This window comes from Pseudomonas sp. FBCC-B1565 (assembly GCF_059133265.1).
The window spans coordinates 1,803,655-1,829,792 of the sequence record NZ_CP101438.1; the positions used below are offsets into that span (position 1 = coordinate 1,803,655).

24 protein-coding genes are annotated in these 26,138 nt (G+C 61.1%); 15 read left to right on the top strand and 9 right to left on the bottom strand.

Annotation, left to right across the window (positions count from 1 at the left end):
* Positions 1 to 41: 41 nt before the first annotated feature.
* Both NL123_RS08615 and NL123_RS08620 read right to left on the bottom strand, forming a co-directional pair.
* Entirely contained in the window at positions 42 to 425 is a 384-nt protein-coding gene (locus NL123_RS08615; protein ID WP_071491302.1) for a YbaN family protein, read from the bottom strand.
* Positions 426 to 445: 20 nt separating this feature from the next.
* Positions 446 to 1,033, bottom strand: coding sequence for a UPF0149 family protein (locus NL123_RS08620; protein ID WP_058424934.1), 588 nt, complete (start codon positions 1,031 to 1,033; stop codon positions 446 to 448).
* Positions 1,034 to 1,298: 265 nt separating this feature from the next.
* Here NL123_RS08620 and recQ point away from each other — a divergent pair, with 265 nt between their 5' ends.
* Positions 1,299 to 3,425, top strand: coding sequence for a DNA helicase RecQ (gene recQ / locus NL123_RS08625; protein ID WP_248483437.1), 2,127 nt, complete (start codon positions 1,299 to 1,301; stop codon positions 3,423 to 3,425).
* Positions 3,426 to 3,546: 121 nt separating this feature from the next.
* Positions 3,547 to 3,981 carry a MarR family transcriptional regulator gene (locus NL123_RS08630; protein ID WP_058424932.1) on the top strand — a complete coding sequence of 145 codons (435 nt, stop codon included), beginning with the start codon at positions 3,547 to 3,549 and terminating at the stop codon, positions 3,979 to 3,981.
* A 213-nt stretch (positions 3,982 to 4,194) separates the two neighbouring features.
* Here NL123_RS08630 and NL123_RS08635 read toward each other — a convergent pair whose 3' ends face one another.
* Positions 4,195 to 6,384, bottom strand: a complete 2,190-nt coding sequence (locus NL123_RS08635) for a patatin-like phospholipase family protein (protein WP_494357582.1) — start codon at positions 6,382 to 6,384, stop codon at positions 4,195 to 4,197.
* 84 nt (positions 6,385 to 6,468) lie between these two features.
* Between NL123_RS08635 and NL123_RS08640 the strand changes: the two genes are divergently transcribed.
* On the top strand, positions 6,469 to 6,756 hold the full coding sequence (locus NL123_RS08640) for an Rdx family protein (RefSeq protein ID WP_058424930.1): 288 nt from the start codon (positions 6,469 to 6,471) through the stop codon (positions 6,754 to 6,756).
* 42 nt (positions 6,757 to 6,798) lie between these two features.
* Here NL123_RS08640 and NL123_RS08645 read toward each other — a convergent pair whose 3' ends face one another.
* The 3 genes from NL123_RS08645 to NL123_RS08655 form a co-directional block, all read right to left on the bottom strand.
* Entirely contained in the window at positions 6,799 to 7,080 is a 282-nt protein-coding gene (locus NL123_RS08645) for a hypothetical protein (protein ID WP_248483433.1), read from the bottom strand.
* Between the two features lie 132 nt (positions 7,081 to 7,212).
* Complete coding sequence (locus NL123_RS08650) at positions 7,213 to 8,097, bottom strand: DMT family transporter (protein WP_248483431.1); 885 nt, start codon at positions 8,095 to 8,097, stop codon at positions 7,213 to 7,215.
* A 99-nt stretch (positions 8,098 to 8,196) separates the two neighbouring features.
* The gene (locus tag NL123_RS08655; protein ID WP_494357583.1) at positions 8,197 to 8,946 is read right to left on the bottom strand and encodes an AraC family transcriptional regulator; all 750 of its coding nucleotides are present in this window, start codon (positions 8,944 to 8,946) and stop codon (positions 8,197 to 8,199) included.
* A 137-nt stretch (positions 8,947 to 9,083) separates the two neighbouring features.
* On the opposite strand from NL123_RS08655, the gene NL123_RS08660 reads away from it, so the two are divergent.
* Positions 9,084 to 9,893: a UDP-2,3-diacylglucosamine diphosphatase gene (locus tag NL123_RS08660; RefSeq protein WP_025855848.1), complete on the top strand. Its 810-nt coding sequence runs from the start codon at positions 9,084 to 9,086 to the stop codon at positions 9,891 to 9,893.
* 62 nt (positions 9,894 to 9,955) lie between these two features.
* Here the strand turns inward: NL123_RS08660 and NL123_RS08665 are convergent, their stop codons facing one another.
* From NL123_RS08665 to phhA, 3 genes are all read right to left on the bottom strand, one after another.
* Positions 9,956 to 11,149, bottom strand: coding sequence for an amino acid aminotransferase (locus tag NL123_RS08665; protein ID WP_494357584.1), 1,194 nt, complete (start codon positions 11,147 to 11,149; stop codon positions 9,956 to 9,958).
* Positions 11,149 to 11,505 (bottom strand): 4a-hydroxytetrahydrobiopterin dehydratase, encoded by a 357-nt coding sequence (locus tag NL123_RS08670; RefSeq protein WP_010208721.1) that lies wholly within the window; start codon positions 11,503 to 11,505, stop codon positions 11,149 to 11,151. The genes NL123_RS08665 and NL123_RS08670 overlap by 1 nt, the downstream gene beginning before the upstream one ends.
* A 97-nt stretch (positions 11,506 to 11,602) precedes the next feature.
* Complete coding sequence (gene phhA, locus NL123_RS08675) at positions 11,603 to 12,394, bottom strand: phenylalanine 4-monooxygenase (RefSeq protein ID WP_248483425.1); 792 nt, start codon at positions 12,392 to 12,394, stop codon at positions 11,603 to 11,605.
* 257 nt (positions 12,395 to 12,651) lie between these two features.
* Between phhA and NL123_RS08680 the strand changes: the two genes are divergently transcribed.
* The 11 genes from NL123_RS08680 (at position 12,652) to NL123_RS08730 (ending at position 26,136) form a co-directional block, all read left to right on the top strand.
* Positions 12,652 to 14,214, top strand: coding sequence for a sigma-54-dependent transcriptional regulator (locus NL123_RS08680; protein WP_494357585.1), 1,563 nt, complete (start codon positions 12,652 to 12,654; stop codon positions 14,212 to 14,214).
* A 202-nt stretch (positions 14,215 to 14,416) separates the two neighbouring features.
* Positions 14,417 to 15,157, top strand: coding sequence for a flagellar basal body rod protein FlgF (locus NL123_RS08685; protein ID WP_248483420.1), 741 nt, complete (start codon positions 14,417 to 14,419; stop codon positions 15,155 to 15,157).
* A 58-nt stretch (positions 15,158 to 15,215) separates the two neighbouring features.
* Entirely contained in the window at positions 15,216 to 16,001 is a 786-nt protein-coding gene (gene flgG, locus NL123_RS08690; RefSeq protein ID WP_025855853.1) for a flagellar basal-body rod protein FlgG, read from the top strand.
* A gap of 53 nt (positions 16,002 to 16,054) precedes the next feature.
* Complete coding sequence (gene flgH / locus NL123_RS08695) at positions 16,055 to 16,750, top strand: flagellar basal body L-ring protein FlgH (protein ID WP_016976553.1); 696 nt, start codon at positions 16,055 to 16,057, stop codon at positions 16,748 to 16,750.
* 27 nt (positions 16,751 to 16,777) lie between these two features.
* Entirely contained in the window at positions 16,778 to 17,866 is a 1,089-nt protein-coding gene (locus NL123_RS08700) for a flagellar basal body P-ring protein FlgI (protein ID WP_033901075.1), read from the top strand.
* A gap of 4 nt (positions 17,867 to 17,870) precedes the next feature.
* The gene (gene flgJ / locus NL123_RS08705; protein WP_494357586.1) at positions 17,871 to 19,142 is read left to right on the top strand and encodes a flagellar assembly peptidoglycan hydrolase FlgJ; all 1,272 of its coding nucleotides are present in this window, start codon (positions 17,871 to 17,873) and stop codon (positions 19,140 to 19,142) included.
* A gap of 10 nt (positions 19,143 to 19,152) precedes the next feature.
* Entirely contained in the window at positions 19,153 to 21,207 is a 2,055-nt protein-coding gene (gene flgK / locus NL123_RS08710; RefSeq protein WP_494357587.1) for a flagellar hook-associated protein FlgK, read from the top strand.
* Positions 21,208 to 21,221: 14 nt separating this feature from the next.
* A complete protein-coding gene (locus tag NL123_RS08715; RefSeq protein WP_071493764.1) occupies positions 21,222 to 22,823 on the top strand; it encodes a flagellar hook-associated protein 3 in 1,602 nt (533 codons plus the stop codon).
* A 276-nt stretch (positions 22,824 to 23,099) separates the two neighbouring features.
* A complete protein-coding gene (locus NL123_RS08720) occupies positions 23,100 to 24,029 on the top strand; it encodes a ketoacyl-ACP synthase III (protein WP_353632297.1) in 930 nt (309 codons plus the stop codon).
* Positions 24,030 to 24,295: 266 nt separating this feature from the next.
* A complete protein-coding gene (locus NL123_RS08725) occupies positions 24,296 to 25,711 on the top strand; it encodes a flagellin N-terminal helical domain-containing protein (protein WP_071493763.1) in 1,416 nt (471 codons plus the stop codon).
* Positions 25,712 to 25,785: 74 nt separating this feature from the next.
* Complete coding sequence (locus NL123_RS08730) at positions 25,786 to 26,136, top strand: flagellar protein FlaG (protein WP_058424917.1); 351 nt, start codon at positions 25,786 to 25,788, stop codon at positions 26,134 to 26,136.
* Positions 26,137 to 26,138: the final 2 nt, after the last annotated feature.

Consider the following 26,138-nt stretch of genomic DNA (forward strand, 5'->3'; position numbering starts at 1 on the left):
GTGTCGACCAAGGTCGTGTGGGATCGAATGTCGCAGGTCATTCAGCGCGGTGGCAGGGTTTTCTGGCGCAGGATGTAGATTGTCACCAGCACGGCGCTGGTCAGCATGAAGCCGCGCGCCCACGGTAATGGCACTAAATAGCAGGACACGCCGATGCTCAGCCACATCAAGCCGATGGCGTAGACCTTGCCTTTGAGCGGGATGCCGTTGCCGTCCAGGTAATCACGGATCCACGGGCCAAGGCGCGGGTGCTGCACCAACCAGTGGTAGAAACGTGGGGAGCTTCGGGCGAAGCAGGCGGCGGCGAGCAGCAGGAAGGGCGTGGTCGGCAATACCGGTAGGAAAATGCCGATCACCCCCAGCGCTACGCTCAACCAACCAATGGCCAGCAGCAGGTAGCGCAGGAGCAGCGGACGGTTGCCCATGGGTGTCACGGGCAAGCGACTCAGTGGTGACGTGGCTTGAGGATCGCCGGCTTTTCGTCAGGGGCGTTGCACAGCAGGTACAGCGCGGTGAGGGCTTCCGGGATCTGCACGATCATGTCGTCCATCAGGTTGGCGTCGGCGGCGATGTCGGAGAACTCCGGCTGGTCGTCGAACAGACCCGAACCGACCATGATCGGCAGCAGCATTTCGCTGACTTCTTCCTCGGCGGTTTCGAACCAGGCGGCTTCACGCAGGAACACGCCTTCCATGAAGCCAATGCACCAGCCGCGCAGGTCGGAATCATCCGGCTCTTCGCCAAGGTCCAGTTCGCACGGCAGCTCGAACTCTTCGTCGGAGGCCAGTTGGCGACCGATGTGGGCCTTGAGGGCCAGCAGGGTGGCTTCGATTTCTTCGCGTTGGGCGGCGTCGGTGTAGTGCGGCTCTTCGGCGAACAGCGCATCGATCCATTCACGGTCAGGCACGACCTCGGAGCAGATCGACAAGGCGGTCAGGTAGCCGTGGGCGGCCACGTAGTCCAGCGCCTCGTCATGCAGCTCATCGGCGTCGAGGAAGGCTTGCAGGCGGGTTAGTTGCTCAGCGAAGGACATTGAAGAGTTACCTTGGGAATAAACGATGCTGAATTCTAGGCTTTCTTGAGCGCCCAGGCCAGCCGCACGGCATTTTAGATCGCGGCCGCTATTCGTCAGTGATGCCCTTTGCCGGGGATCGCTCGGGTATACTGCCGCGTTTTGTGATGCCCTTGCAGGCCAAGCGCCAGCCCGCGAAAACTTCGCTTACGGATTATTTCCCGTGAAAGCGTGTTTTTTCGGCCAGCCTGTACAGAGGGATTTCGGCACCATTTTGGAGTTTTACATGCTCGAGCAGGCTCAACGCGTCCTCAAGGACATCTTCGGCTACGACAGTTTTCGTGGCCGCCAGGGTGCGATCATTGAGCGCGTGGCCAGTGGCGGTGACGCACTGGTCCTGATGCCTACCGGTGGCGGCAAGTCCTTGTGTTTCCAGGTGCCGGCACTGTTGCGCAATGGCTTGGCGGTGGTGGTATCGCCTTTGATTGCATTGATGGACGACCAGGTGGCAACCCTGGAAGAGCTGGGTGTCGCCGCCGCATCGTTGAATTCTACCCTCAGTGCCGAACAGCAGCGTGACCTGGCCGCTCGCATCAAGCGCGGTGAAGTGAAGATGCTCTATCTGGCGCCCGAGCGCCTGGTACAGCCGCGCATGCTGGCGTTTTTGCAGAGCCTGGAAATCGCCCTGTTCGCCATCGACGAAGCCCACTGCGTATCGCAATGGGGCCATGACTTCCGCCGCGAGTACCTGCAACTCGGCCAGTTGGCGGAGCTGTTTCCCGATGTGCCGCGCATTGCGTTGACCGCGACTGCCGACAAGCGCACCCGCGAAGAAATCGTCGAGCGCCTGCATCTGCAGAACGCTGAGCGCTTCCTCTCAAGCTTCGACCGACCGAATATCTTCTATCGCATCGTGCCCAAGGAACAGCCGCGCAAGCAGTTGCTGGCGTTTCTCTCCGAACGGCGCAGCGATGCGGGCATCGTTTATTGCCTGTCGCGCAAGAAAGTCGATGAAGTCGCCGCATTCCTCTGCGAGCAAGGTTACCCGGCGTTGCCGTACCACGCCGGCCTGCCCAACGAAACGCGTTCGGCGCACCAGAAGCGTTTCCTCAACGAGGAAGGCCTGATCATGGTGGCCACCATCGCGTTCGGCATGGGCATCGACAAATCCAACGTGCGCTTCGTGGCGCACATGGACTTGCCCAAATCCCTCGAGGCGTACTACCAGGAAACCGGTCGCGCCGGCCGTGATGGCCTGCCGGCGGATGCCTGGATGGTCTATGGCCTGCAGGACGTGGTGATGCTCAAGCAGATGCTGCAGAACTCCGAGGGCGACGAGCGTCACAAGCGCCTGGAACAGCACAAGCTCGACGCGATGCTCTCGCTGTGTGAGGAAACCCGCTGCCGGCGCCAGACCTTGCTGGCGTACTTCGATGAAGACATGCCCGAACCCTGCGGTCATTGCGATAACTGTGTCGACGGCGTGCAGACCTGGGATGCCACCGAGCCGGCGCGCCAGGGCTTGTCCGCCATCTACCGCACCGGTCAGCGTTATGGCGTGGGCCACTTGGTGGATGTCTTGCTGGGCAAGGACAACGAGAAAGTGCGCAGCTTTGGCCACGAGAAACTTTCGGTGTATGGCGTCGGCAAGGCCCGCGCAGAAGGCGAGTGGCGCTCGTTGTTCCGACAGATGGTTGCGCGCGGCCTAGTGGACATCGATATCGAAGGCTTCGGCGGCCTTCGCTTGAATGACAGTTGCCGGCCGTTGCTCAAGGGTGAGGTCAGCCTGGAGTTGCGCCGCGACCTCAAGCCGCAGACCACCGCCAAGACCAGCACCAGTCAGGCCAGCCAACTGGTGCGTGGCGAGGAGCGCGAGCAGTGGGAAGCTTTGCGCACCCTGCGGCGCAAACTGGCACAGGAACACAGCGTGCCGCCGTACGTCATTTTCCCCGACTCGACGCTGTTGGAAATGTTGCGCGAACAACCCACCACCATGGCCGAGATGGCGCGGGTCAGCGGCGTGGGTGCGCGCAAGTTGGAGCGTTACGGCCAGGCGTTCCTCGAAGTGCTCGGCGGCCAGGCCGAAGCGCCGAAGGAGGTCGCTGATATCCGCCACGAACTGATCAGCCTGGCACGCGCCGGCATGACCCCGATGCAGATCGCCGGTCAACTGCAATGTTCAGAAAAAAACGTCTACACCTTGCTTGCCGAATCCATCGGCAAGCAGCAATTGTCGTTGGAGCAAGCCCTTGATTTACCGGAGGATCTGCTCGGCGAAATCCAGGATGCGTTCCTCGACGGAGAGGGCGAATTGCCACCTGTTGCGGAGATAGCGCCGCTGTTCACCGGGCGTGTTCCAGAGGGGGTTTTGTACTGCGTGCGCGCGGCTTTGCAGTCCGAATTCGAAATTTAGTGTGCCAATTACGACAATGTAACGAATCAGTACATAGCAACTCTTGCCTACGGGCAAAGCTCATGCTTAGCTGACTAATAATTAGCCACACTTTATTTTCAGTCTAAACATTGAGTTTTTTATGTCGTTAACCGATCAACATCGTTTTGGCATGCAGCTGGCGCAAATGTCCCGTGGGTGGCGCGCCGAGCTGGACCGCCGTTTGGCGGGGCTTGGTTTATCCCAGGCGCGCTGGCTGGTTCTGCTGCACTTGGCTCGTTTTGAAGAAGCACCCACCCAGCGTGAGCTGGCGCAAAGCGTTGGTGTTGAAGGGCCGACACTGGCTCGCCTGCTGGACAGCCTCGAAGGCCAAGGCCTGGTGCAACGCCAGGCCGTGGTGGAAGACCGTCGTGCCAAGCGCATCGTGCTGTGTGATACCGCCCGGCCCTTGATCGAACAAATCGAAACCATCGCCACCGCCCTGCGCCACGAACTGTTTGTGGGGGTAGACGAAGCCGACTTGAGCGTGTGCATGCGCGTGCATGGGCACATCCTGGCGAATCTGGAAAAGTCCTGAAGAAACCACTGTGCTGTCTTACTGTGGTGAGTAGGGCTGTTGTGGTGAGCGGGCTTGCCCCGCGTTGGGCTGCGAAGCAGCCCCACTAAAGTCACCGCGTTTTTTCAGTTAGAAATCAGTCGTCTGTTTTTGGGGCCGCTGCGCACCCCAGCGCGGGGCAAGCCCGCTCGCCACAACAGCGCCGCTCTACACAATCGGGTTCTGTGCAAAACGCTAAAACGTCTGCCCCAGGTTCAGATACACCGCCTTCTGGTTATCATCGTTGAACCCATAGCTGAAGTTCAGCGGCCCCAACGGCGTATCGAACCCCAGGAAGATACTCGCCGCATTGATATAGCCGCTGTCGAATTCATTGTCGTTGTTCCATGCCCGGCCGCGCTCCAGTGACGCACCCAGGTACAGCGGGAAATCCAGCGGCAAGTACGAGCGAGGCGTGAGCCTGCGGTAGTACACCGCCCGCATCAGGCTGATGTTCTGCCCCGAGATCGCATCCTGGCGGAAGCCTGAGAGCTGCCGCGCGCCCCCCAGCAGGAAGCTTGAAATCACCACATCCGAATCATCCAGGGTGCGCCCGTAGCGTCCACCCAGCACCAGGGTGTCCGGGCCGTGGCTCATGGCTTTGTCGAGCTTGAACTCCCATTGGCGGTAGCGCTGGTCCGAGCCCAGCCCAGGTTCGAATTCGCGCAAGGCCAGGCCGATGTCTTCGCCGCTGTGGGGGAAGTACACGTTGTCCAGGGAGTCGAAGGAGTATTTCAATTCATAGAACCCTTCGCTGAAACTCACACTGGGCGAATCCCGGTCGCCGATGCGCACATCCGCCTTGCCCCAGGCTTCGCCGACGCCGAAGCGGATCTCGCCGCTGTTGCCGATCTGCCGCCCGACGTTCAAGCCGAAACCGTAGCGCTCCAGGCGGTATTCGGAGATCGGGTCGTTGTCCAGGGTCAGCTCGACGTTCTGCGCCTGGGCCCTGATGTACGGTGCGACAAAGTAGCGCGAGCCGGTGTCCATCGGCTGGTAGAACTCGCTGTACAGCTCCTGGCGGTCACCGATCTGCACCCGCGTCAGCCATTCCGCACCGAGCCGGTTGATGCCATTCATGCGGTAGCTGGCGCCGAGGTTGAAGGCGCTGTCGCCGCGCATGTCATCCGACAAGTTCAGGCCCAGGCGCAGGTAATCGGTGCCGCTGCGCTTGCCCCGCGCGCTGATTACCAGGGTGTTGTCCTGGCCTTTCTTGACCACGCGGTATTGCACCTGCTCGAAATAATCCAGGCCGTACAGGGTGCCCATGTCGGTTTGCAGGCGGCCCAGGTTGAGCGGCTCGCCCAGGGGCTGGCGAATGTAGTAGCGGATCACGTCGTCGCTGACTTTCGAATCGTTCTCTACGCTGATCGCGGTGATCACCGGGGTGCGTTCGCCCGGTGTGCGGGCGGCCACCAATTGCGGGTCGACCGGCTCGGCAGGGCGCAGGTGGGCCAGGCGTACGTCAAGGGCGCGGGTGGCGCGGTAGCCGGCGTCGATCATGTCCTTGGCGCGGCCGAAGTCGGTCACGCCATAGGCGGCGAGGGGCGGCTGGATCAGAACGTCCTTGGGGTGCAGGTCCTTGAGTTGTTCCTCGGAATTGCGGCGGGTCATCAGGGTGATGGACTGGTTGAGCACATCCACCACCGTGGCCAGTTGCTTGCGCGAACGCAGCGGGGTGCCGATGTCCACGACAATGGCGCTGTCCACGCCCATCTCCCGCGCCACATCCAGCGGGATGTTGTCGGTCATGCCGCCGTCCACTAGCAGCCGGCCGTCCAGTTCCACCGGGGCGAATACCGCCGGGATCGACATGCTGGCGCGGATCACCTGGGGCAGGTGGCCCTTGTGGAACACCACCTTTTCACCGGTGGTGATATCGGTGGCCACCGCGCGGAAGGGGATAGGCAGCTTGTCGAAATTGCGCGTGTTGCTGGTGTGGGCGAACATGCTTTCCAGCAGCAGCGCCAGGTTCTGGCCCTGGATCACACCCAGTGGCAGGCCCAGGCTGCCGTCGTCGCGGAAGCTGAGTTTCTGCTTGACCAGGAAGTCCCGGTCATCCTGCTTGCGTCGGAACGGTACGTCTTCGCGGGGTGGTGCGTCGGACAAGGCCTGTTGCCAGTCGATACTCAGCGCCAGTTTTTCCAGCTCATCGATCTTGTAGCCCGACGCATACAGCCCTCCGATCACCGCGCCCATGCTGGTGCCGGCAATCGCGTCGATCTGGATACCTTGCTCTTCCAGCGCCTTGAGCACGCCGATATGGGCCAGGCCACGGGCGGCGCCGCCGGACAGCACCAGGCCGATTTTCGGGCGGGGCGCTTCAATGGCGTCGGCAAGCAGAGGGAGCAGGCACAGCAACAGGCAGGACAGCAGGCGGCGCATCAGGAATCTCGGGGCTGGGCGATAAAGGCCGGTATTATAGCCACTCGATCCGCCGAGCCCGTTATGCCAGGAGCTTCTCAAGTTATGTCCACAAGCAAACCCGAGATCGTCATCACCTATTGCACCCAGTGCCAGTGGCTGCTGCGCGCCGCGTGGCTGGCGCAGGAGCTGTTGAGTACATTTGCCGATGACCTGGGCAAGGTCTCACTCGAGCCGGCCACCGGCGGCGCGTTTCGCATCACCTGCGATGGCGTGCAGATCTGGGAACGCAAGGCGGACGGTGGTTTCCCCGAAGCCAAGGTGCTCAAGCAGCGCGTACGCGACAGGATCGACCCGCAGCGTGACCTGGGGCACAACGACCGTACGCAGTGAAAGTCACCGCCTTATTAGGGGCGGTGACCCTCTAGTGCAGCCCTATTTGGCGGCCATCTTGTGTTTGATGAAGCCAACCAGCCACGTCAGTATGAGGCCGCCTATCCCACCCCCCACAATGTTGCTGCCAACTGCCGCTACATCCAGCGCTTCACCGCCCGAGGTGCCCGTGAATGCCGCGGCGACCTGACCCAACACCAGTCCGCCGACACCACCGATCAGTGTATTGAGCCCGGTCCCGAGGCTCTGTTTGGTCATGCCGGCGACGTTGCCGCCGACCGCCCCGCTGATGATCTGTACCAATAAGCTGATGAGCATTTCCATGGTAAAGCTCCCGCATCGCGTTGAGGTTGTGACCACTCGCTTGCAGCAACTTCAGAACACACCCTGGCTGTCGTCGAGCTGTCGGTTATCCGTTGAACGACTGCTGACTGTTGCGGATATTGAAAGTATAGATCAGGCCGTTGCAGTGGGCTGTTTGGCCTGGCTGGCGCTGCCCATCAACCCCGACAGCACAATGGCGACGATGATCAGCGCGCCACCCAGCAGCATGCGCAGCGTCGGCGTTTCGGCAAACAGCAGCCAGGCGGCGGTGATGCCGTAGACCGGCTCCATGGCGAACACCACCGAGGCGGTGCGTGCCTTGATCACCGCGAGGCTGGCGACAAACAGGCTGTGGGCCAGGCCGGTGCAGAACACGCCGAGCAAGCCGATCCACAGCCAGTCGATTGCCCGTACTTCGGTCAGCCCCGGTGCCGCCACCGGCAACAGGCAAACAGCGACCACCACGTTCTGGCACAACGCCGCCTGCACTGCGGGGATGCGGCCGGAGCTGGCGCGGTTGTTCAGCGATAACAGTGAAAACAACAGCCCCGAGGCGATCCCCCAGAGCAAGCCGCCAGTGGCTTCGCTGGCGAGGTTGAAGTCTGGGGTGACCAGCACCAGCCCGACGCTGACCAGCACCACCAGCACGATTTCGTTGGGGCGGATCCGCTCGCGGAAAATCAACCCTTCGAGGATCACGGTAAACGCCGGGAACGCGGTGAAGCCCAGTGTCGCGACGGCCACGCCGGCCACCTTGACGGCGATAAAGAAGGTCACCCAGTGCGCTGCCAGCAACACGCCGCTCACCAGCAGCCGGCGCCAGTCGCGCAGTTCCAGTGTCTTCCACGCCGTGTTGCTGGCGAACCGGGCAAACACCGCAAGAGCCACCACGGCAAACACCGCGCGACCAAACACGATGATGGCCGGCGAAGCGGCCGCGAGTTTGCCGAATACGCCGGTAAGGCCAAACATCAATGCGCCGATATGCAGGGCGCCGAGGGCTGAGCGGGGAGTCATTGCGATCCTTGAGACAAGCGGGTGGCAAGTGCGCAGTCTAGTGGGTCGCCGGTGTGGATGTCTGTCGTGCGGCTCGCGTTTTTTATCGCAGGACTCTTCCTACGCGTTGCGGCGCAATGCCCCCGGTGATGCGCCGAACTCACGCAGCATCGCGGCGGCAAAGGCGCTTTGCGAGGTGTAGCCGACGCGATCGGCGACTTCACCGATGGGTAGCGGCGTTTTGCGCAGCAGGTCCAAGGCCATCTGCAGGCGACGGCTGCGGATGTAGTCCATCGGCGTTTGCCCGCATTCGGCGATAAAGCGTGCGTGTAAACGTGCCACCGACAGGTCGGCGATACGCGCCAGGTCCGCCACCTGCAGCGGGTGCGCAAGGTGGCGCTCGATGTGCGCATTGAACGCCGCGTACGGCAGGCGCCGTCCCGGCAGGGGTTGGGCCTGGGGATGATTGAGGCTGGCCAGCAACAGCACCGCCCCTTGCTGGACGATCAGCGGGTCATGCACCGGGCTTTGCGCCAGCCATTGCACCAACTGGCTCTGCCGCGTATCCAGGGCCAGCCGCGCCGGTTGGTCGAGCAGGCGGCGGCTGGCGTCGGCATGTTCGCCCAGCGATTGCAGCACCCAATGCTCGGTGGGCACATCCAGCACCAGGCACCGGCTGCCATCACGGCTGCCGCACGCATGGTGGGCCGAGAAGGGCAGCACCATCACGCTGCTTTCGCGGACCTGGCTGCCACGCCCATCGACTTCCAGGTCCAGGTGCCCGGACAGGCCGAACACCAACTGCGCATGATCATGGCTGTGGGCGAGGGGCGCTTCGAGGTAATGGCGCAGGGTGAGGGCGGGTCCCATAGTGATCTCCGGGGCGGCAAGCCGGCAGTCTACAACGCTTTGCGGCCGGCAGGCGCTGTCATCAGACTGACGCACAGTTGTCATGGGCTATTAATCGCCAGGGCGCAAGCTCGCGAAAACACCGTCGAGGGATGCCCATGACCAGTGCCGAGTTCACCAAGCCCAGCCGCAAGCAACGGGTGCGTACCCTGTGGATTTCCGATGTGCACCTGGGCACCCGGGATTGCCAGGCTGAGCATCTGTCGCAATTTCTCAAGGGCTATCACGCCGACAAGGTCTACCTGGTCGGCGACATCATTGACGGCTGGAAACTGCGTGGCGGCATGTATTGGCCCCAGGCCCACACCAACGTGATCCGTCGCCTGCTGACCATGGCCAAGCGCGGCACCGAGGTCATCTATGTCACCGGTAACCATGACGAATTCCTGCGCCGTTATTCCAAACTGATCCTGGGCAATATCCAGCTGGTGGACGAAGCCGTTCACGTGACGGCCGATGGTCGGCATCTGTTGGTGATCCACGGCGACCAGTTCGACGTGATCACCCGCTATCACCGCTGGCTGGCGTTCCTCGGCGATTCGGCCTACGAATTCACCCTCACGCTCAACCGCTGGCTGAACCATTGGCGCGCGCGCTATGGCTATGGCTATTGGTCGCTGTCGGCGTACCTCAAGCACAAGGTCAAGACGGCGGTGAACTTCATCAGCGATTTCGAAGAAGCCATCGCCCACGAGGTGACCAAACGCGAGTTGCATGGAGTGGTGTGCGGGCATATTCACCATGCGGAGATTCGCAAGGTGGGCGAGGTGGATTACCTCAATTGCGGGGATTGGGTGGAGTCATGCACGGCGTTGATCGAGCACTGGGATGGGAGTATCGAGTTGTATCGGTTGGCGGATGCGCAGGCAAAAGAGGCGCAGCTCAAGGCCGAGATGGTCGCCGGCTGAAGTTGCACACAAGCCAAATGTGGGAGGGGGCAAGCCCCCTCCCACATTTATTCCGGGTTTCGTCAGCGGGAAACGTCGGCGATGGCTTCGGCCAGCAGCGTCAACCGCGTGGCATCAATCCCGGCCACGTTAGCCCTTCCCGAACTCACCATATACACACTGTGCTTCTCACGCAGTTGCTTCACCTGCTCGGCACTCAAGCCGGTATAGGAAAACATCCCACGCTGCGCGCCGATATGCGCAAAACGCTCCGATAGGCCGTGTGGCGCCAACGCCTCCACCAAGCCGGAGCGCAGGTGTGCGATCCGCGAGCGCATGGCTTCAACCTCGTCGCTCCACTGCTTTTTCAGCCCTGCATCGCCGAGGATGGTCGCCACCACTGCGGCACCATGGTCCGGCGGCGTCGACCACAGGTTGCGCGCTGTGTTCGCCAGTTGGCTGCGCACGTCTGTCAGTTTCTCGGCATCCGCCGCGCAGACGATCAGCGCGCCGACACGGTCGCTGTACAAGCCGAAGTTTTTCGAGCAGGAGCTGGTGACCAGCACTTCCGGCAACTCGGCCGCAAATAGCCGGACCGCCCAGGCGTCCTGTTCCAGGCCGTCGCCAAAGCCTTGATAGGCGAAGTCGATCAGTGGCAGCAACTGGCGCTCGCGCACGATCTGCAGCACCCGGCGCCAGTCATCCTGGGACAGGTCGAACCCGGTCGGGTTGTGGCAGCAGGCATGCAGCAGCACGACATCGCCCTGGGGCACGCTGGACAAGCTGGCGAGCATCGCCGCCACGTCCAGGCGATTGTCAGCGCCCACGTAGGGGTAATGACTGACCTGGAGGCCGGCCTTGGCGAAGATGGTTTCGTGGATCGGCCAGGTCGGGTTGCTCAGCCATACGCCACGGCCCGGCAGGTTTTGCGCGATAAAATCGGCGCTCAAACGCAGGGCACCGGTGCCGCCTGGGGTCTGGGTGGCGCCGGCACGCCGGTCGCGCAGCAGCGGGGAGTCGGCGCCGAGCACCAGCTCGCTGATCAGCTTGCCGAACGCGGCATTGCCGTGGCCGCCGATGTAGGTCTTGGTGGTCTGTGTGTCCACCAGGCGCTGCTCGGCCAACTTCACCGAGTGCGGGATCGGCGTCAGGCCCTGGTCATCCTTGTAAACGCCCACGCCCAGGTCGAATTTGTTCGGGTTGGCGTCCTGGGCGTACAGGTCCATCAGCCCGAGGATCGGGTCGCCGGGCACGCGACCAATGGCATCGAAGTGCATTACTTGCGGCCCTCGGCGTCCTTGGCCACTTCGTCGGTGCGCGCGGCCATGATGAAGTCGTTGCGATGCAGGCCCTTGATGGAGTGGCTCCACCAGGTCACGGTGACCTTGCCCCACTCGGTGAGCAGGCCTGGGTGATGGCCTTCGGCTTCGGAGATTTCACCCATGGCGTTGGTGAACGCCAGGGCGAATTTGAAGTTCTTGAACAGGAAAACCTTTTCCAGTTGCATCACGCCGTCGCGCACTTCGATGTTCCAGTCAGGGATCTGCTTGAGCAGTACCGGCAGTTCTTCGTCGCTGACTTGCGGGGCATCGGCGCGGCAGGCTTCGCAATGGGCTTGGTTCAAGGTGGTCATGATGGTGTCCTGAATTCGAGTGTTTGAAGATCAGTAGCGTCACCCTAAAGCAACGCGCGGCCAGGGAACAGACTCACCTGGCCTGAAGATGTAAGGTTCAAGCCGCTTTGGGTTTCGGTGGAAACTTCGGCGCGTGCAGACCCAACTGCATGCCGCGCTCGACCATGCCCATGATGTCCTCCTGTGCCACTTCAAACAGGCGCTTCAGATTGGGCAGCACGAAGTACAGCGGTTGCAGGATGTCGATGCGGTACGGCGTACGCATGGCTTCCAGCGGGTCGAACACCTGGTGTTCGGGCTCGGACGACAGGCTGTACACCGTTTCCTTGGGCGACGACAGAATGCCGCCACCGTAGATGCGTCGACCTTCGGGGGTGTCCACCAGACCGAATTCGATGGTCATCCAGTACAGGCGCGCCAGGTACACCCGTTGCTCCTTGGTGGCCGCCAGGCCGAGCTTGCCGTAGGTGTGGGTGAATTCGGCGAACCAGGGGTTGGTCAGCAACGGGCAGTGGCCGAAGATCTCGTGGAAAATATCCGGCTCTTGCAGGTAGTCCAGTTCTTCGCGGGTGCGGATAAAGGTCGCCACTGGAAACTGCTTGCTGGCGAGCAATTCGAAGAAGGTCTGGAAGGGGATCAGCGCCGGCACACGGGCTACCTGCCAGCCGGTGGTGTCGGCCAGCACTTTGTTGATTTCGCCCAGTTGCGGGATGCGATCGTGGGGCAGGTCGAGTTTATCGATGCCGTCCAGGTATTCCTGGCAGGCGCGACCCTCGATCACTTTCAACTGGCGAGTGATCAGGGTGTTCCACACCGCGTGTTCTTCCGGCGGGTAGTGGATAAAACCTTGCGCATCGGGCTCGCGGGCCACGTACTGCGTCTGCTTCATACGGCTCTCCTGCTAGGCATTCGTTCTTGTTATGTCCTGCGATGAGCCTATTGATAACCCGTGCGGGGCCAGATTCCATCTGTTTAAAACGCCTCGATGTAGGAAAATTTACTGCTTTTCGTAAACTATTCGTTACGCTTGTGAGGTTGACCGCTGCATTGGGCTGGGAAAGTCGCTGTGGCTGTCACATAATCTTGACGACTATCTGCGCCCAGCGACAAAAAGACGCGGCGCCTCCCCACTTTTCGGGCCTCTTCATGCGTATCAAAGTGCACTGCCAGAATCGCATCGGCATCCTGCGGGACATCCTCAACCTGCTGGTGGAATACGGCGTCAACGTCGCCAAGGGCGAGGTCGGCGGTGAGCATGGCAATGCCATCTACCTGTTTTGTCCGAATCTGGTGAACATGCAGTTCCAGGCGCTGCGCCCGCAATTCGAGGCGATTGCCGGGGTGTTTGGCGTAAAGAGGGTAGGGCTGATGCCCAGCGAGCGCCGGCATATGGAGCTCAATGCACTGCTGGGTGCCCTGGAGTTTCCGGTGCTGTCCATCGACATGGGCGGTTCCATCGTCGCTGCCAACCGCGCCGCGGCGCAGTTGCTCGGGGTGCGGGTGGATGAGGTGCCGGGCATTCCGTTGTCGCGCTACGCCGAGGACTTTGACTTGCCGGAGCTGGTGCGCGCGAGCAAGTCGCGGATCAACGGCCTGCGGGTCAAGGTCAAGGGCGACGTGTTTCTGGCGGACATCGCACCGCTGCAATCCTCCGAGCATGACGACAGCGAAGCCATGGCCGGCGCTGTGCTGACCCTGCACCGCGCCGACCGCGTCGGTGAGCGCATCTACAACGTGCGCAAGCAGGAGCTGCGCGGCTTTGACAGTATCTTCCAGAGCTCCAAAGTCATGGCCGCCGTAGTGCGTGAAGCCCGACGCATGGCGCCGCTGGATGCGCCTCTATTAATAGAAGGCGAAACCGGCACTGGCAAGGAGCTGCTGGCGCGGGCCTGTCACCTGGCCAGCCCGCGTGGGCAATCACCGTTGATGGCGCTCAACTGCGCCGGCCTGCCTGAGTCGATGGCCGAGACCGAGTTGTTCGGCTACGGCCCTGGCGCCTTCGAGGGGGCCAGGGCTGAAGGCAAGCTGGGCCTGCTGGAGCTGACGGCGGGCGGTACGTTGTTTCTCGACGGTGTGGGGGAAATGAGTGCGCGCTTGCAGGTGAAGCTGCTGCGCTTTTTGCAGGACGGCTGCTTCCGTCGCGTCGGCAGCGATGAAGAGGTGTACCTGGATGTGCGGGTGATCTGCGCCACCCAAGTGGATTTGTCCGAGCTGTGCGCCCGTGGCGAATTCCGCCAGGACCTCTACCACCGCCTCAATGTGCTGTCCCTGCATATCCCGCCATTGCGCGAATGCCTCGATGGCCTGGCGCCGTTGGTCGAGCACTTTCTCGACCAGGCCAGCCGGCAGATCGGTTGCCCGCTGCCCAGGTTGGCGCCCGCCGCGATGGAGCGCCTGAGTCACTACCACTGGCCAGGCAACGTGCGGCAGTTGGAAAACGTGCTGTTCCAGGCGGTGTCGTTGTGCGACGGCGGGACGGTCAAGGCCGAGCATATCCGGTTGCCGGATTATGGCGTGCGTCAGCCGCTTGGCGATTTTTCGCTGGAGGGTGGCCTGGATGAGATTGTCGGGCGATTTGAGAAGGCGGTACTGGAAGCTTTGTATGCCGAGCATCCCAGCAGTCGGCAGATGGGCAAGCGTCTGGGGGTGTCGCACACCACCATCGCCAATAAGCTGCGCGATTACGAAATCCTGAAGGCTGATAAATAACCCAATGTGGCAGGGGGCTTGCCGCAGGCGGCAGTAGTCCGCCGTTTTTTCGACTCACGCTCAACCCTGAAATCCCCCCACCTCACGGCAAACCCCCGCCCCGCCTGCACTTCTCCCTCTTTTCAAAAGTTGGTTCGCAAATTGCTTAAGCCTCATCAGTACAGCGGTGGGCGGCAAGCGTCCGTCAGAAAGAGGAAGAAGCGTGGACAAGTACCTTTATGTGGCAATGACCGGCGCCAGCCAGAATGCTCTGGCGCAGAAGGCCCATGCCAACAACCTGGCGAACATTTCCACCAATGGTTTCCAACGTGACCTGGAGCAGGCGCGTTCGATGCCGGTGTTCGGCGACAGCTTTCCGGCGCGGGCGTTTGCCATGACTGAGCGTCCGGCCACCGACTTCACCCCTGGCGCAATGATCGAGACCGGTCGTGACCTGGACGTGGCCGTCAACGGCGACGGCTGGATGGCCGTGCAGACCCCTGATGGCAGCGAAGCCTACGTGCGCAGCGCCAGCATGAACGTTGATGCATTGGGCGTGCTGCGCGCCGGCAACGGTATGCCGATCATGGGCAATGGTGGCCCGATTGCCGTGCCGCCCCAGCAGAAAATCGAAGTGGGTTCCGACGGCACCATCAGCATCCGCGCCATGGGCGAAGGCCCGCGGGTGATGGCTGAAGTGGACCGCATCAAGCTGGTCCAGCCGGACCTGAAGAACATGAATAAGGGCCTCGACGGCACCATCCATACCAAGGATGGCCAGCCGGCCCAGGCCGACGCGAACGTCAAGCTGACCTCGGGCTTCCTGCAGGCGAGCAACGTCAATGCCGTGGAAGAAATGACTGCGGTGCTGGCGCTTTCCAAGCAGTTCGAGCTGCACATCAAGATGATGAACAGCGCTAAAGAAGACGATCAGGCCATGACGCGCGTCATGCAGATGAGCTGATCCAACACACTAATTTTGCGGCGCAGCGCCAACAAACAGGCGCACGAAGGAGAACAGCATGCTTCCGGCTCTATGGGTTGCCAAAACAGGCCTGTCCGCCCAGGACACCAACCTGACCACCATTTCCAACAACCTGGCCAACGTGTCGACCACGGGTTTCAAACGTGACCGTGCCGAGTTCCAGGACTTGCTCTATCAGATCAAGAAGCAGCCAGGCGCCCAGTCGACCCAGGACAGCGAACTGCCGTCGGGCCTGCAATTGGGTACCGGTGTGCAGATCGTCGGCACCCAGAAGAACTTCAGCGCCGGTAACCTGCAGCAAACCGGCCAGCCGCTGGACATGGCCATCAACGGCCGCGGTTTCTTCCAGATCCTGCAACCGGACGGCACCACCTCCTACACCCGTGACGGTACTTTCCACCTGGACTCTAACGGCCAGATCGTGACCGCCAACGGTTTCGCCCTGGAGCCGGCCGTGATCGTTCCAGCCGACGCCAAGACCTTCACCGTCGGCAACGACGGCACCGTGTCGATCACCGTGGCCGGCAACCCCGCGTCGCAAGTGATCGGCAATCTGCAGACCGCTGACTTCATCAACCCGGCCGGCCTGCAAGCCATGGGCAACAACCTGTTCCTGGAAACCGCCTCCAGCGGCGCGCCGCAAATCGGCACCCCTGGCCTGAACGGTTTCGGCACCACGCTGCAAAGCACCCTGGAAACCTCCAACGTGAGCACGGTTGAGGAGATGGTCAACATGATCACCACCCAGCGCGCGTACGAGATGAACTCCAAGGTGATCTCCACCGCCGACCAGATGCTTTCGTTCGTAACGCAGAATCTGTAATCAAGTCTATGGGGCGCTCTTGAGGGCGCCTGCAACACCGTGAGGTAAGGGTCATGAATCGCTATGTTTCTGTTCTGGCATTGAGTGGGATTGCCGTGCTCGCGGGCTGTGTCGCCCCGACGCCAAAACCCAATGACCCGTACTACGCGCCGGTGTTGCCACGCACGCCGTTGCCGGCGGCTGCCAACAATGGCTCGATCTACCAGGCCGGTTTTGAACAGAACCTGTACAGCGACCGCAAGGCGTTCCGGGTCGGTGACATCATCACCATCACCCTGAACGAGAAGACTCAGGCCAGCAAGAACGCCAACTCCCAGGTGGGCAAGACCAGCAAGACCGGTATCGGCCTGACCTCGTTGTTTGGTGCCGTGCCTAACACCAACAACCCGTTGGGCAGTGGTGACTTGAGCCTGAGCGCCGGCTACAGCGGCGACCGTGCCACCAATGGCAAGAGCGCGGCGGGGCAGGGCAACAGCCTGACCGGTTCGATTACCGTGACCGTGGCCGATGTATTGCCCAACGGCATCATCGCCATTCGCGGTGAAAAGTGGATGACCCTCAACACCGGCGACGAGCTGGTACGCATTGCCGGCATGGTCCGCGCCGATGACATTTCCACCGACAACACCGTGCCGTCGACACGCATTGCCGATGCGCGCATTACCTACTCGGGTACGGGTTCGTTTGCTGATGCGAGTCAGCCGGGCTGGTTCGACCGTTTCTTCCTTAGCCCGCTGTTCCCTTTCTAGGTGGCCACTTTGAACTTCAAACAGCTGATGGCGGCCGCACTCCTGCTTTCCTTGAGCGCTGTCGCCCAGGCCGAACGCCTGAAGGACATCGCCAGCATCTCCGGCGTGCGTTCCAACCAGTTGATCGGCTATGGCCTGGTGGTGGGGCTCAACGGTACGGGTGACCAGACCACCCAGACCCCGTTCACCCTGCAGACCTTCAACAACATGCTCTCGCAGTTTGGCATCAAAGTGCCGGCGGGCTCGGGCAACGTGCAGTTGAAGAACGTCGCGGCGGTGTCGATCAGCGCCGACCTGCCAGCGTTCTCCAAGCCGGGCCAGGTGGTGGATATCACCGTGTCGTCCATTGGTAACTCGAAAAGCCTGCGCGGCGGCACCTTGCTGATGACGCCACTGAAAGGTATTGACGGCAACGTCTACGCCATCGCCCAAGGCAACCTGGTGGTGGGCGGGTTTGACGCCGAAGGTCGCGACGGCTCGAAGATCACCGTCAACGTGCCGTCGGCCGGGCGTATCCCGGGTGGCGCCACGGTTGAACGTACCGTGCCGAGTGGTTTCAACCAAGGCAACAGCCTGACCCTGAACCTCAACCGCTCCGACTTCACCACCGCCAAGCGCGTGGTCGACAAGATCAACGACATGCTCGGCCCAGGCGTGGCCCAGGCCATCGACGGTGGCTCGATCCGCGTGACGGCGCCGCTGGACCCAAGCCAGCGGGTCGACTATCTGTCGATCCTGGAAAACCTTGAAGTCGACCCAGGCCAGGCTGTAGCCAAAGTCATCATCAACTCGCGCACAGGTACCATCGTGATCGGCCAGAACGTCAAGGTCTCGCCGGCCGCCGTGACCCACGGCAGCCTGACCGTGACCATCACCGAAGACCCGATCGTCAGCCAGCCAGGGCCATTGTCCAACGGCCAGACGGCGGTGGTGCCGCGTTCGCGGGTGAATGCCCAGCAAGAAGCCAAGCCGATGTTCAAGTTCGGCCCCGGCACCACCCTGGATGAGATTGTCCGCGCGGTGAACCAGGTGGGCGCAGCGCCCGGCGACTTGATGGCGATCCTTGAAGCATTGAAACAGGCCGGCGCCTTGCAAGCCGACCTGATCGTGATCTGAGGCCATGGCCATGGATATGCGCAAGAGCGGGATCAGCAGCACGGCGGATTCGGGGTCTTACTCCGACCTGAACCGGCTTAACCAGCTCAAGGTCGGTGCCGACAAGAACAGCGAAGGCAACATGCGCAAGGTCGCGCAGGAGTTCGAATCGCTGTTCTTGAGCGAAATGCTCAAGTCCATGCGTTCGGCCACCGAGGCGCTGGGTAAAGACAACCCGATGAACACGCCGGCGGCCAAGCAGTACCAGGAAATGTACGACCAGCAGTTGGCCGTCTCGATGTCCCGTGAAGGCGGGGGTATCGGCCTGGCCGACGTGCTGATGCGCCAGATGCAGAAGAACAAGCCGGTGGAGGCCCAGGCCGCCACCTTGCAGGGCCCGGCAGGCGCCACGCCTGAGAAGAAAGTCGACGTGCCGACCGAGATTGCGGCAGGCACCCAGGCCGAAGGGCCGCTGGGCCGCTCCAATGGCCAGCGTCCGCTGTGGGCTTACCGTGTTGCTGAGCCTCAGGCTGGCGCTGCGGCGTCCCACAGCAATGACATGGAGCTGATGAACCAGCGCCGTATCGCCTTGCCGAGCAAGCTGACCGATCGCCTGCTGGCCGGCATCGTACCGAACGCACCTGTCGCGATTGACGCCAAAAGCGCGCCGCTGCGCAACAGCGTGGCCGATGACAACGTGATCAACAGCAGCGCGCGCACCTTCGCCGTGCCGAGCGGGCGCATGCAGGTCTACGGCCGCGCCGTAGCCCAGCCACCGTTGGCGCCGGCGAAGAAAGCCTTCAGTTCGCAGGATGAATTTGTCGCCACCATGTTGCCGATGGCCAAGGCGGCCGCTGCGCGCATCGGTGTCGATCCGAAGTACCTGGTGGCCCAGGCCGCGCTGGAAACCGGTTGGGGTAAATCGGTGATGCGCGCCGAAGACGGCAGCAGCAGCCACAACCTGTTCGGCATCAAGGCCGGCCAGAGTTGGCAGGGCGGCCAGGCGCGTGCGATCACCAGCGAGTTCCGCGATGGGGCGATGGTCAAGGAAACGGCGCAGTTCCGTTCCTACAACTCCTACCAGGACAGCTTCCATGACCTGGTGACCTTGCTGCAAAGCAATGATCGCTATAAAGAAGTCATCAAATCGGCCGACAACCCGGAACAGTTTGTCCGCGAGTTGCAAAAAGCCGGTTACGCCACCGACCCGGCCTATGCCAGCAAGATTTCGCAGATCGCCAAAACGATGGACAGTTACCAGAATTACGCTGCCGCTGGCGCAACCACACATTTATAAGGTCTGAACCATGAGTTTGCTCAGTATCGGGATGTCAGGGCTCAACGCCTCTCAAGGATCGCTGTCGGTCTTGAGTAACAACATTGCCAACGCCAACACTCCGGGTTACTCGCGTCAGCAGACCACCCAGAATGCCAGCGCGGCGAACCAGTACGGCGGTGTGTACATCGGCAGCGGTACCACCCTGGCCGATGTGCGCCGGGTGTACAACGAATTCCTCGACGCGGCGTACCAGAACAGCACCTCGCTCAACAGCGATGCCAAGGCTTACCTCGACCAAGTCAGCGCTGTCGACAAGACCCTGTCGGACAAGACCACCGGTATGTCGGCTGTACTCAGTGAGTTCTTCTCGGCCGTGCAGACGGCCTCGGCCAACCCGAGCGATGTCTCGGCCCGCCAGGTGTTGATCACCAAGGCGCAGACGCTGAGCAATCGCTTCAACTCGATCTCTACGCAACTGGGCCAGCAGAAAGAAACCATCAACGGCCAGTTGAGCTCGATGAGTGACCAGGTCAACAAACTGACCTCGTCCATTGCCTCGCTCAACAAGCAGATCGCCCAGGTGCAGGGTTCGTCGAACACAGCCCCTGCCAACTTGCTGGACGCGCGTGCCGAAGCCGTGCGTTCGCTGAACGAATTGGTTGGCGTGACCGCCACCGAGAAGAATGGCGTGTTCAGTGTCAGCACCGGTTCCGGCCAGTCGCTGGTACTGGGTGACCAGTCCAACACGATTTCCGCCGTACCGAGCAAGAACGACACCAGCCAGTTCACCATCCAGCTCAATGTTGGCGGCGGTGAGTCGCTCGACCTGGGCAACGTGCTCAGCGGCGGTAGCATCGGCGGTCTGTTGCGCTATCGCACCGATGCCCTGATGCCTGCCATCAATGACCTGGGGCGCATTGCCATAGCCACCGCAGATACCATCAACAACCAGTTGGGCCAGGGTCTGGACCTCAATAGCCAGTTCGGCAGCTCGCTGTTCAAGGACATCAACAGCGCCGCCGCCATTGCCCAGCGCAGCCAGGCTTCGGGTGACAATAGCGCGGGTTCCGGCAACCTGAACGTGACGATCAAGGACAGCAGCAAGCTGACCAATTTCGATTACAAGGTCACCTTCAGCGACAGCGCCAACCCGAACAACGTCACCGTGGTGCGTTCCGATGGCAAGGCCATGGGGACCTTTGACGTCACGGCCACGCCACCGGCCGTGATCGATGGTTTCACCTTGGCGCTCGATGGCAAGGGGCCGATGGCCACCGGGGACAGCTTCAAGGTCAGTCCGACCGCCAATGGTGCCAAGGACATTGGCACGGTGCTGACGGATCCGAACAAGATCGCCTTTGCTGCGCCGTTATCCGGGCAAGCCAGTAAGACCAACCAGGGCACCGGCACGTTTACCCCGCCGACCCTGACGGTGCCCCTGGATATCCAGGGCGGCGCCGCCACTGCCCAATTGCGCACGGGTATTGAACACTCGATGCCGGTGAAGATGGTGTTCGGTAAGCCGGCAGCCGATGGTACCCAGCCGTACACACTCAATGATGCCCAGGGCAACCCGATCGGCACCGGCAGTATTGTTCCGGGGCAGGGCAACAAGGTTACGGTCAACGTGCCGATGCGCGATGCCAACGGTGCCTTGGTGGTGCCGGCCAAGAGTTTCAGTTTCGACACCACGGTGGGCGGTTCGCCGGCCAACGGCGACAGCACCACGTTCTCGTTCAATGCCTCCGGCAAGTCCGACAACCGCAACGCCCTTGACCTGCTCAGCCTGCAGACCAAGGCAACCATCGGCACGGCCGCTGATGGCACTGGCGGCACCAGCCTGGTGGGGGCCAACAGCAAGTTGGTGTCTACCGTTGGCGCCAAGGCTGCGGCTGCCGGTACCGACAGCACCGCGACGAATGCATTGCTGACCGCCAATAAGAACGCGCGCAACTCAGTGTCCCAGGTCAACCTGGACGAAGAGGCGGGCGACATGATCAAGTTCCAGCAGTACTACACGGCGTCGTCGCAGATCATCAAGGCTGCGCAAGAAACCTTCAGCACATTGATCAATAGTCTTTAAGGGAGCCTGGGACGATGCGTATTTCTACACAGCAGTATTTCGAGACCAGCTCCGCCAAGTATTCGGATAACTATTCGGGTGTGGTGAAGGCCCAGGACCAGGCCAGCTCCGGCGTGCGTGTACAGACCGCCGCGGATGATCCTGTGGCGGCGGCGCGGTTGTTGATGCTGCAGCAGCAAAAAGACATGGTGGCCCAGTCCACGGGCAACATCACCAGCCTGAAAAACTCGCTGACTAACGAAGAGAGTGTTTTAGGTGCGATCAGTGAAGCCATGCAGCGTGCCACGGAGCTGGCACTCAAGGCCGGTGGTGCCGGCAGTGATGCTGATCGTCGCTCGATTGCCAGTGAGGTCGGTGCGATTGAAGATCAGGTCCTGGGCCTGCTCAACAGCAAGGACTCGGCCGGCAACTACTTGTTTTCCGGCTCCAAGACGCAGACGCCGCCGTATGCGCGCAACAACGATGGCACCTACAGCTACCAGGGTGATGAAACTCCGCTGAGCCTGCAGATTTCCAATACGCTGAATGTCAGCGCGGGTGATACCGGCAAGACCATCCTTGAAGGCGCGGCCAACGCCGGTCGCACCCAGGCCCCCTGGGTTGCGCCGAACCCGCAGACCGTGCCACCTACGGTCAATGACCACAAGGTGGCGCTCTCGGCCGGGCTGGTGACATCGAGCGGCGACTACGCCAACAAATTCGCCGACGGCCAGCCTTACAAGCTGACCTTTACCAGCAGCACGCAATACAAGGTGTCTGACAAGAACGGCAATGACGTGACTTCCGAGATACCGGGCAATGGCACGTTCGACGCCACCAAGGAAGGCAGCACCAGCGTTGCACTGCGGGGGGTGAAGTTCGATATCACCATGAACCTCGGTGACGTGGCGCCGGGCGCCAACTCCGATGCGTTGGTCAAGGACCGCACCTTCAGCCTGGAGGCCAAGCCAGACACGTTCAGCGTGTCGCGTACGCCGAGCAATGCGTCGAGCGCACAGTTGACCGGCGCGCAGGTCACCAATCAGGCGGACTATGCCAGCACGTTCCCGTCCAACAGCGGGGCGATCATCAAGTTCACCAGCGCGACGGCCTATGAGGTGTATGCCCAGCCCTATTCGAGCGCCAGCAAGGCGATCGCCACCGGCGATACCGGTGGCGGTACTACGGTGACGGCGGCCGGCGTGACGTTTGACGTGAGCAGCGGCCCGCCGCAGCCAGGCGATCAGTTCTCGGTGGGTGCCAATACCCAGAAGACCCAGAATGCGCTGGATACCCTGGGCCAGTTGCGCAAGGCGCTGGAGGCGCCGGCCGACGGCAACCCGGCAGCGACGGTCAAGCTCAAGGATGCCATGAATTCGAGCATCGCCAACCTGGCCAATTCGATGTCCCAGATCGTCAATGTGCGGGGTTCCGTCGGGGCGCGGCAGAATGCTCTGGATATCCAGGCCAGTGAGAATTCGAGCATCAGCATTGCCACGACCAGCACGATGAGTGATCTGGCCAACATCGACATGGGTGAAGCGGCCATCAACCTGGCTCTGCAACAAACCATGCTGCAAGCCTCCCAGCTGGCGTTTGTGAAAATCTCGCAGTTGAGCCTGTTCAACAAGATGTAAGTGGCGCTACGTCAAGCGGCCCGCCCTGGAAACAGGGCGGGCCGTTGTCGTTTCGGGGGTTTAATTGTTTGAAGGTTTTGCACAAAGCACACAAAATTGAGTGACCTGTGAGTCATAAAGCGCATCTTCACTGTATCGTGTGAAAAGGATAAGTCGTCGCAGGGTCCTTGCGTGGCGGCTTTCAGCGAGATTTTTATGGGGTTATCCCCTTTATTGTCAGCACTCCGGGCGTAGTCCCAGGGGTGTTCTCCAGCTATTTAGTATTGGGAAGCCACAATGATTGGCATAAAAAGCATCGCCAGTTACGTGCCGGCAGACGGGATCGATAACTACGCCCAGGGTGCCAAATTCGCCAAGGATGAAGAATTCATCATTGGCAAGATCGGGTCGGCGTTCCTGCCGCGCAAGGAAGCCGCGCAGGAAACTTCCGATCTGTGTGTCGAGGCGGTCAACGCTTTGTTTGCCAACAACCCGGATTTGAAGCGCGAGTCGATCGACGCGCTGATCGTCGTCACCCAGAACGGCGATGAAGAGGGCTTGCCGCACACGGCTGCCATCGTCCAGGACAAGCTCGGCCTGCCGACCCACGTCGCTGCGTTCGATATTTCCCTGGGCTGCTCCGGCTACGTCTACGGCATCTACGCGATGAAGGGCTTCATGGAAGCTGCCGGCCTGAAAAACGGCCTATTGATCACCGCTGACCCGTATTCCAAGATCGTCGACCCGGAAGACCGCAACACCACCATGCTGTTCGGCGATGCCGCCACCGCTACCTGGATGGGTGAAGATGCGCCGTGGTTGCTGGGCAAGTCCAAGTTCGGCACCGACGGTTCCGGCGCCCCGCACCTGAAGGTCAGCGACGGTGTGTTCTTCATGAACGGTCGCCAGGTGTTCAACTTCGCCTTGCTCAAGGTGCCGGCGCATTTGCACGAGTTGCTCGATGAGTCAGACCTCAAGGCTGACGACATTGATGCCTTCTGCATCCACCAGGGCAGTGCGGCGATTGTCGATGCCGTGGCGCGTCGTTTTGAAGATGCGCCGGTGGACAAGTTCATCAAGGACATGGTCGAGACCGGCAACACCGTGTCGTCGAGCATCCCGCTGCTGCTGGAAAAGCACGTGATGGACGCCACCTGGAAACGCGTGGCCATCAGCGGGTTTGGTGTAGGCCTGTCGTGGGGCTCGGCGATTCTCTATCGCCCATGACACCTTGAACCGCTAGCACAAAAAAACGCCGATGCTCGAAAGAGCATCGGCGTTTTTTATTTGGCGCCAGAAAAGCCAATGAAATCGGGCTTTTTTGCCTGCGTAAGCCCTTGAATTACAAGGGGTGGCACGACGCCAGCAAAAAAATCGAAAAAAATCCTCAAGCAACCGGCTAGCACGACGATAACTATTACGTAGGTTCTCAGGCCACACCCGGCGGTTGCCAGGGCCGGAAGCCGCAGTATCCATCCAACGAGGATTTCGTCATGGCTTTAACAGTAAACACCAACATTGCTTCGATCACTACTCAGGGCAACCTGAACAAAGCTGGCGGCGCCCTGGCCACTTCCATGCAGCGCCTGTCTTCCGGCCTGCGTATCAACAGCGCTAAAGACGACGCCGCCGGCCTGGGTATCGCCAGCCGTATGACCAGCCAGATCAACGGCCTGGGTCAAGCTGTAAAGAACGCCAACGATGGTATCTCCATCGCGCAGACCGCTGAAGGCGCAATGCAGGCTTCGACCGACATTCTGCAAAAAATGCGTACTCTGGCTCTGTCCTCGGCTACCGGCTCCCTGAGCCCCGACGACCGTAAGTCGAACAACGACGAATACCAGGCCCTGACTTCGGAACTGACCCGTATCGCCCAGACCACTACTTTCGGTGGCCAGAAGCTGCTGGACGGTTCGTACGGTACCAAGTCGATCCAGGTTGGCGCCAACGCTAACGAAACCATCAACCTGTCCCTGGATAACGTTGCTGCCAACAATATCGGTTCGCAGCAGGTGAAGAGCATCGGCATCACTCCAGGTGCTGGTGTAGCTGGCGGCGCAATCGCAGTGACCGGTAACGGCCAGACTAGCAGCGTCACTGTTGCTGCTGCTGCTTCCGCTAAAACCATCGCTGCCCAGCTGAACGGCGCCGTCGGTGGCCTGAGCGCTACCGCCAGCACTGAAGCTCAGTTCGTAGTCGGCGCCGGTGCTGCTACCGCTCCAGCTTCGTTCACCATGACCGTTGGCGGCCAAGCCACCACGTTCGTTGGCGTAAAAGACACTGCCAGCCTGGCTGACCAACTGAAGTCGAACTCCGCCAAACTGGGTATCAGCGTTAACTACGACGAGTCCAAAGGCACTCTGTCGGTTAAATCCGACACCGGTGAAAACCTGGCCTTCAGCGCTTCGACCGCTGCCGGCACCATCACTGTTGCCACCAAAGACGGTTCGGGCACCTACGGTACTGCTACCGCCCTGGCTGACGGCATCATCGCTACCGGTGCAGTAAACCTGGACTCCGCCAAGGGTTACTCCCTGGAAGGCGCTGGTGTGACCGGTGTCTTCGGTGCCGCTACTTCGGCTGCTTCGACCAAGACCTCCGTATCGCAAACTGACGTGACTGACGCCACCAAGGCCCAGAACGCTGTGTCCGTGATCGACCAGGCTATCGCAACCATCTCCAGCTCCCGTTCGGGCCTGGGTGCGGTACAGAACCGTCTGACCAGCACTGTAGACAACCTGTCCAACATCCAGAAAAACAGCACCGCTGCTCGTTCCACCATCCAGGACGTCGACTTCGCTTCCGAAGCCGCTGAACTGACCAAGCAGCAAACCCTGCAGTCGGCTTCCACTGCGATCCTGTCGCAGGCTAACCAACTGCCATCCGCTGTACTGAAGCTGCTTCAGTAATAGCGACGCGTGGTGAATGACGGAAGGGCGCGTTTACGTGCCCTTTCGTCTTTTCCAATCAGAGGAGATTGGGCATGGACATGAGTGTAAAACTGAACTTGTCTTATCCGCCGCTGGCCCCTCAAGGCACTCCGGCACCTGTGGTTGCGGACAAAGACAAGACTAAGGTTGAAGCGGCCGCGCCAACCGCGGGCACGTCCCAAAAGGACAGCCTGGAAAAAGCGGTCACAGATATTAAAGAATTCGTACAAGCGGCCCAGCGCAACCTGGACTTTTCCATTGACGATTCCACCCATAGGGTTGTGGTCAAGGTCATTGCCACCGACACCGGTGAAGTGATCCGACAGATTCCTTCGGAAACAGCCTTGAAACTGGCACAGAGTCTGGCCAGCGCCAGTCATGTATTGTTTGACGACAAGGCGTGAAC

What these genes read in the sequence shown, in the direction of transcription:
- NL123_RS08615 (WP_071491302.1), bottom strand. Translation starts at nt 425, where the DNA reads ATGGGCAACCGTCCGCTGCTCCTGCGCTACCTGCTGCTGGCCATTGGT.
- NL123_RS08620 (WP_058424934.1), bottom strand. Translation starts at nt 1,033, where the DNA reads ATGTCCTTCGCTGAGCAACTAACCCGCCTGCAAGCCTTCCTCGACGCC.
- recQ (WP_248483437.1), top strand. Translation starts at nt 1,299, where the DNA reads ATGCTCGAGCAGGCTCAACGCGTCCTCAAGGACATCTTCGGCTACGAC.
- NL123_RS08630 (WP_058424932.1), top strand. Translation starts at nt 3,547, where the DNA reads ATGTCGTTAACCGATCAACATCGTTTTGGCATGCAGCTGGCGCAAATG.
- NL123_RS08635 (WP_494357582.1), bottom strand. Translation starts at nt 6,384, where the DNA reads ATGCGCCGCCTGCTGTCCTGCCTGTTGCTGTGCCTGCTCCCTCTGCTT.
- NL123_RS08640 (WP_058424930.1), top strand. Translation starts at nt 6,469, where the DNA reads ATGTCCACAAGCAAACCCGAGATCGTCATCACCTATTGCACCCAGTGC.
- NL123_RS08645 (WP_248483433.1), bottom strand. Translation starts at nt 7,080, where the DNA reads ATGGAAATGCTCATCAGCTTATTGGTACAGATCATCAGCGGGGCGGTC.
- NL123_RS08650 (WP_248483431.1), bottom strand. Translation starts at nt 8,097, where the DNA reads ATGACTCCCCGCTCAGCCCTCGGCGCCCTGCATATCGGCGCATTGATG.
- NL123_RS08655 (WP_494357583.1), bottom strand. Translation starts at nt 8,946, where the DNA reads ATGGGACCCGCCCTCACCCTGCGCCATTACCTCGAAGCGCCCCTCGCC.
- NL123_RS08660 (WP_025855848.1), top strand. Translation starts at nt 9,084, where the DNA reads ATGACCAGTGCCGAGTTCACCAAGCCCAGCCGCAAGCAACGGGTGCGT.
- NL123_RS08665 (WP_494357584.1), bottom strand. Translation starts at nt 11,149, where the DNA reads ATGCACTTCGATGCCATTGGTCGCGTGCCCGGCGACCCGATCCTCGGG.
- NL123_RS08670 (WP_010208721.1), bottom strand. Translation starts at nt 11,505, where the DNA reads ATGACCACCTTGAACCAAGCCCATTGCGAAGCCTGCCGCGCCGATGCC.
- phhA (WP_248483425.1), bottom strand. Translation starts at nt 12,394, where the DNA reads ATGAAGCAGACGCAGTACGTGGCCCGCGAGCCCGATGCGCAAGGTTTT.
- NL123_RS08680 (WP_494357585.1), top strand. Translation starts at nt 12,652, where the DNA reads ATGCGTATCAAAGTGCACTGCCAGAATCGCATCGGCATCCTGCGGGAC.
- flgG (WP_025855853.1), top strand. Translation starts at nt 15,216, where the DNA reads ATGCTTCCGGCTCTATGGGTTGCCAAAACAGGCCTGTCCGCCCAGGAC.
- flgH (WP_016976553.1), top strand. Translation starts at nt 16,055, where the DNA reads ATGAATCGCTATGTTTCTGTTCTGGCATTGAGTGGGATTGCCGTGCTC.
- NL123_RS08700 (WP_033901075.1), top strand. Translation starts at nt 16,778, where the DNA reads ATGGCGGCCGCACTCCTGCTTTCCTTGAGCGCTGTCGCCCAGGCCGAA.
- flgJ (WP_494357586.1), top strand. Translation starts at nt 17,871, where the DNA reads ATGGCCATGGATATGCGCAAGAGCGGGATCAGCAGCACGGCGGATTCG.
- flgK (WP_494357587.1), top strand. Translation starts at nt 19,153, where the DNA reads ATGAGTTTGCTCAGTATCGGGATGTCAGGGCTCAACGCCTCTCAAGGA.
- NL123_RS08715 (WP_071493764.1), top strand. Translation starts at nt 21,222, where the DNA reads ATGCGTATTTCTACACAGCAGTATTTCGAGACCAGCTCCGCCAAGTAT.
- NL123_RS08720 (WP_353632297.1), top strand. Translation starts at nt 23,100, where the DNA reads ATGATTGGCATAAAAAGCATCGCCAGTTACGTGCCGGCAGACGGGATC.
- NL123_RS08725 (WP_071493763.1), top strand. Translation starts at nt 24,296, where the DNA reads ATGGCTTTAACAGTAAACACCAACATTGCTTCGATCACTACTCAGGGC.
- NL123_RS08730 (WP_058424917.1), top strand. Translation starts at nt 25,786, where the DNA reads ATGGACATGAGTGTAAAACTGAACTTGTCTTATCCGCCGCTGGCCCCT.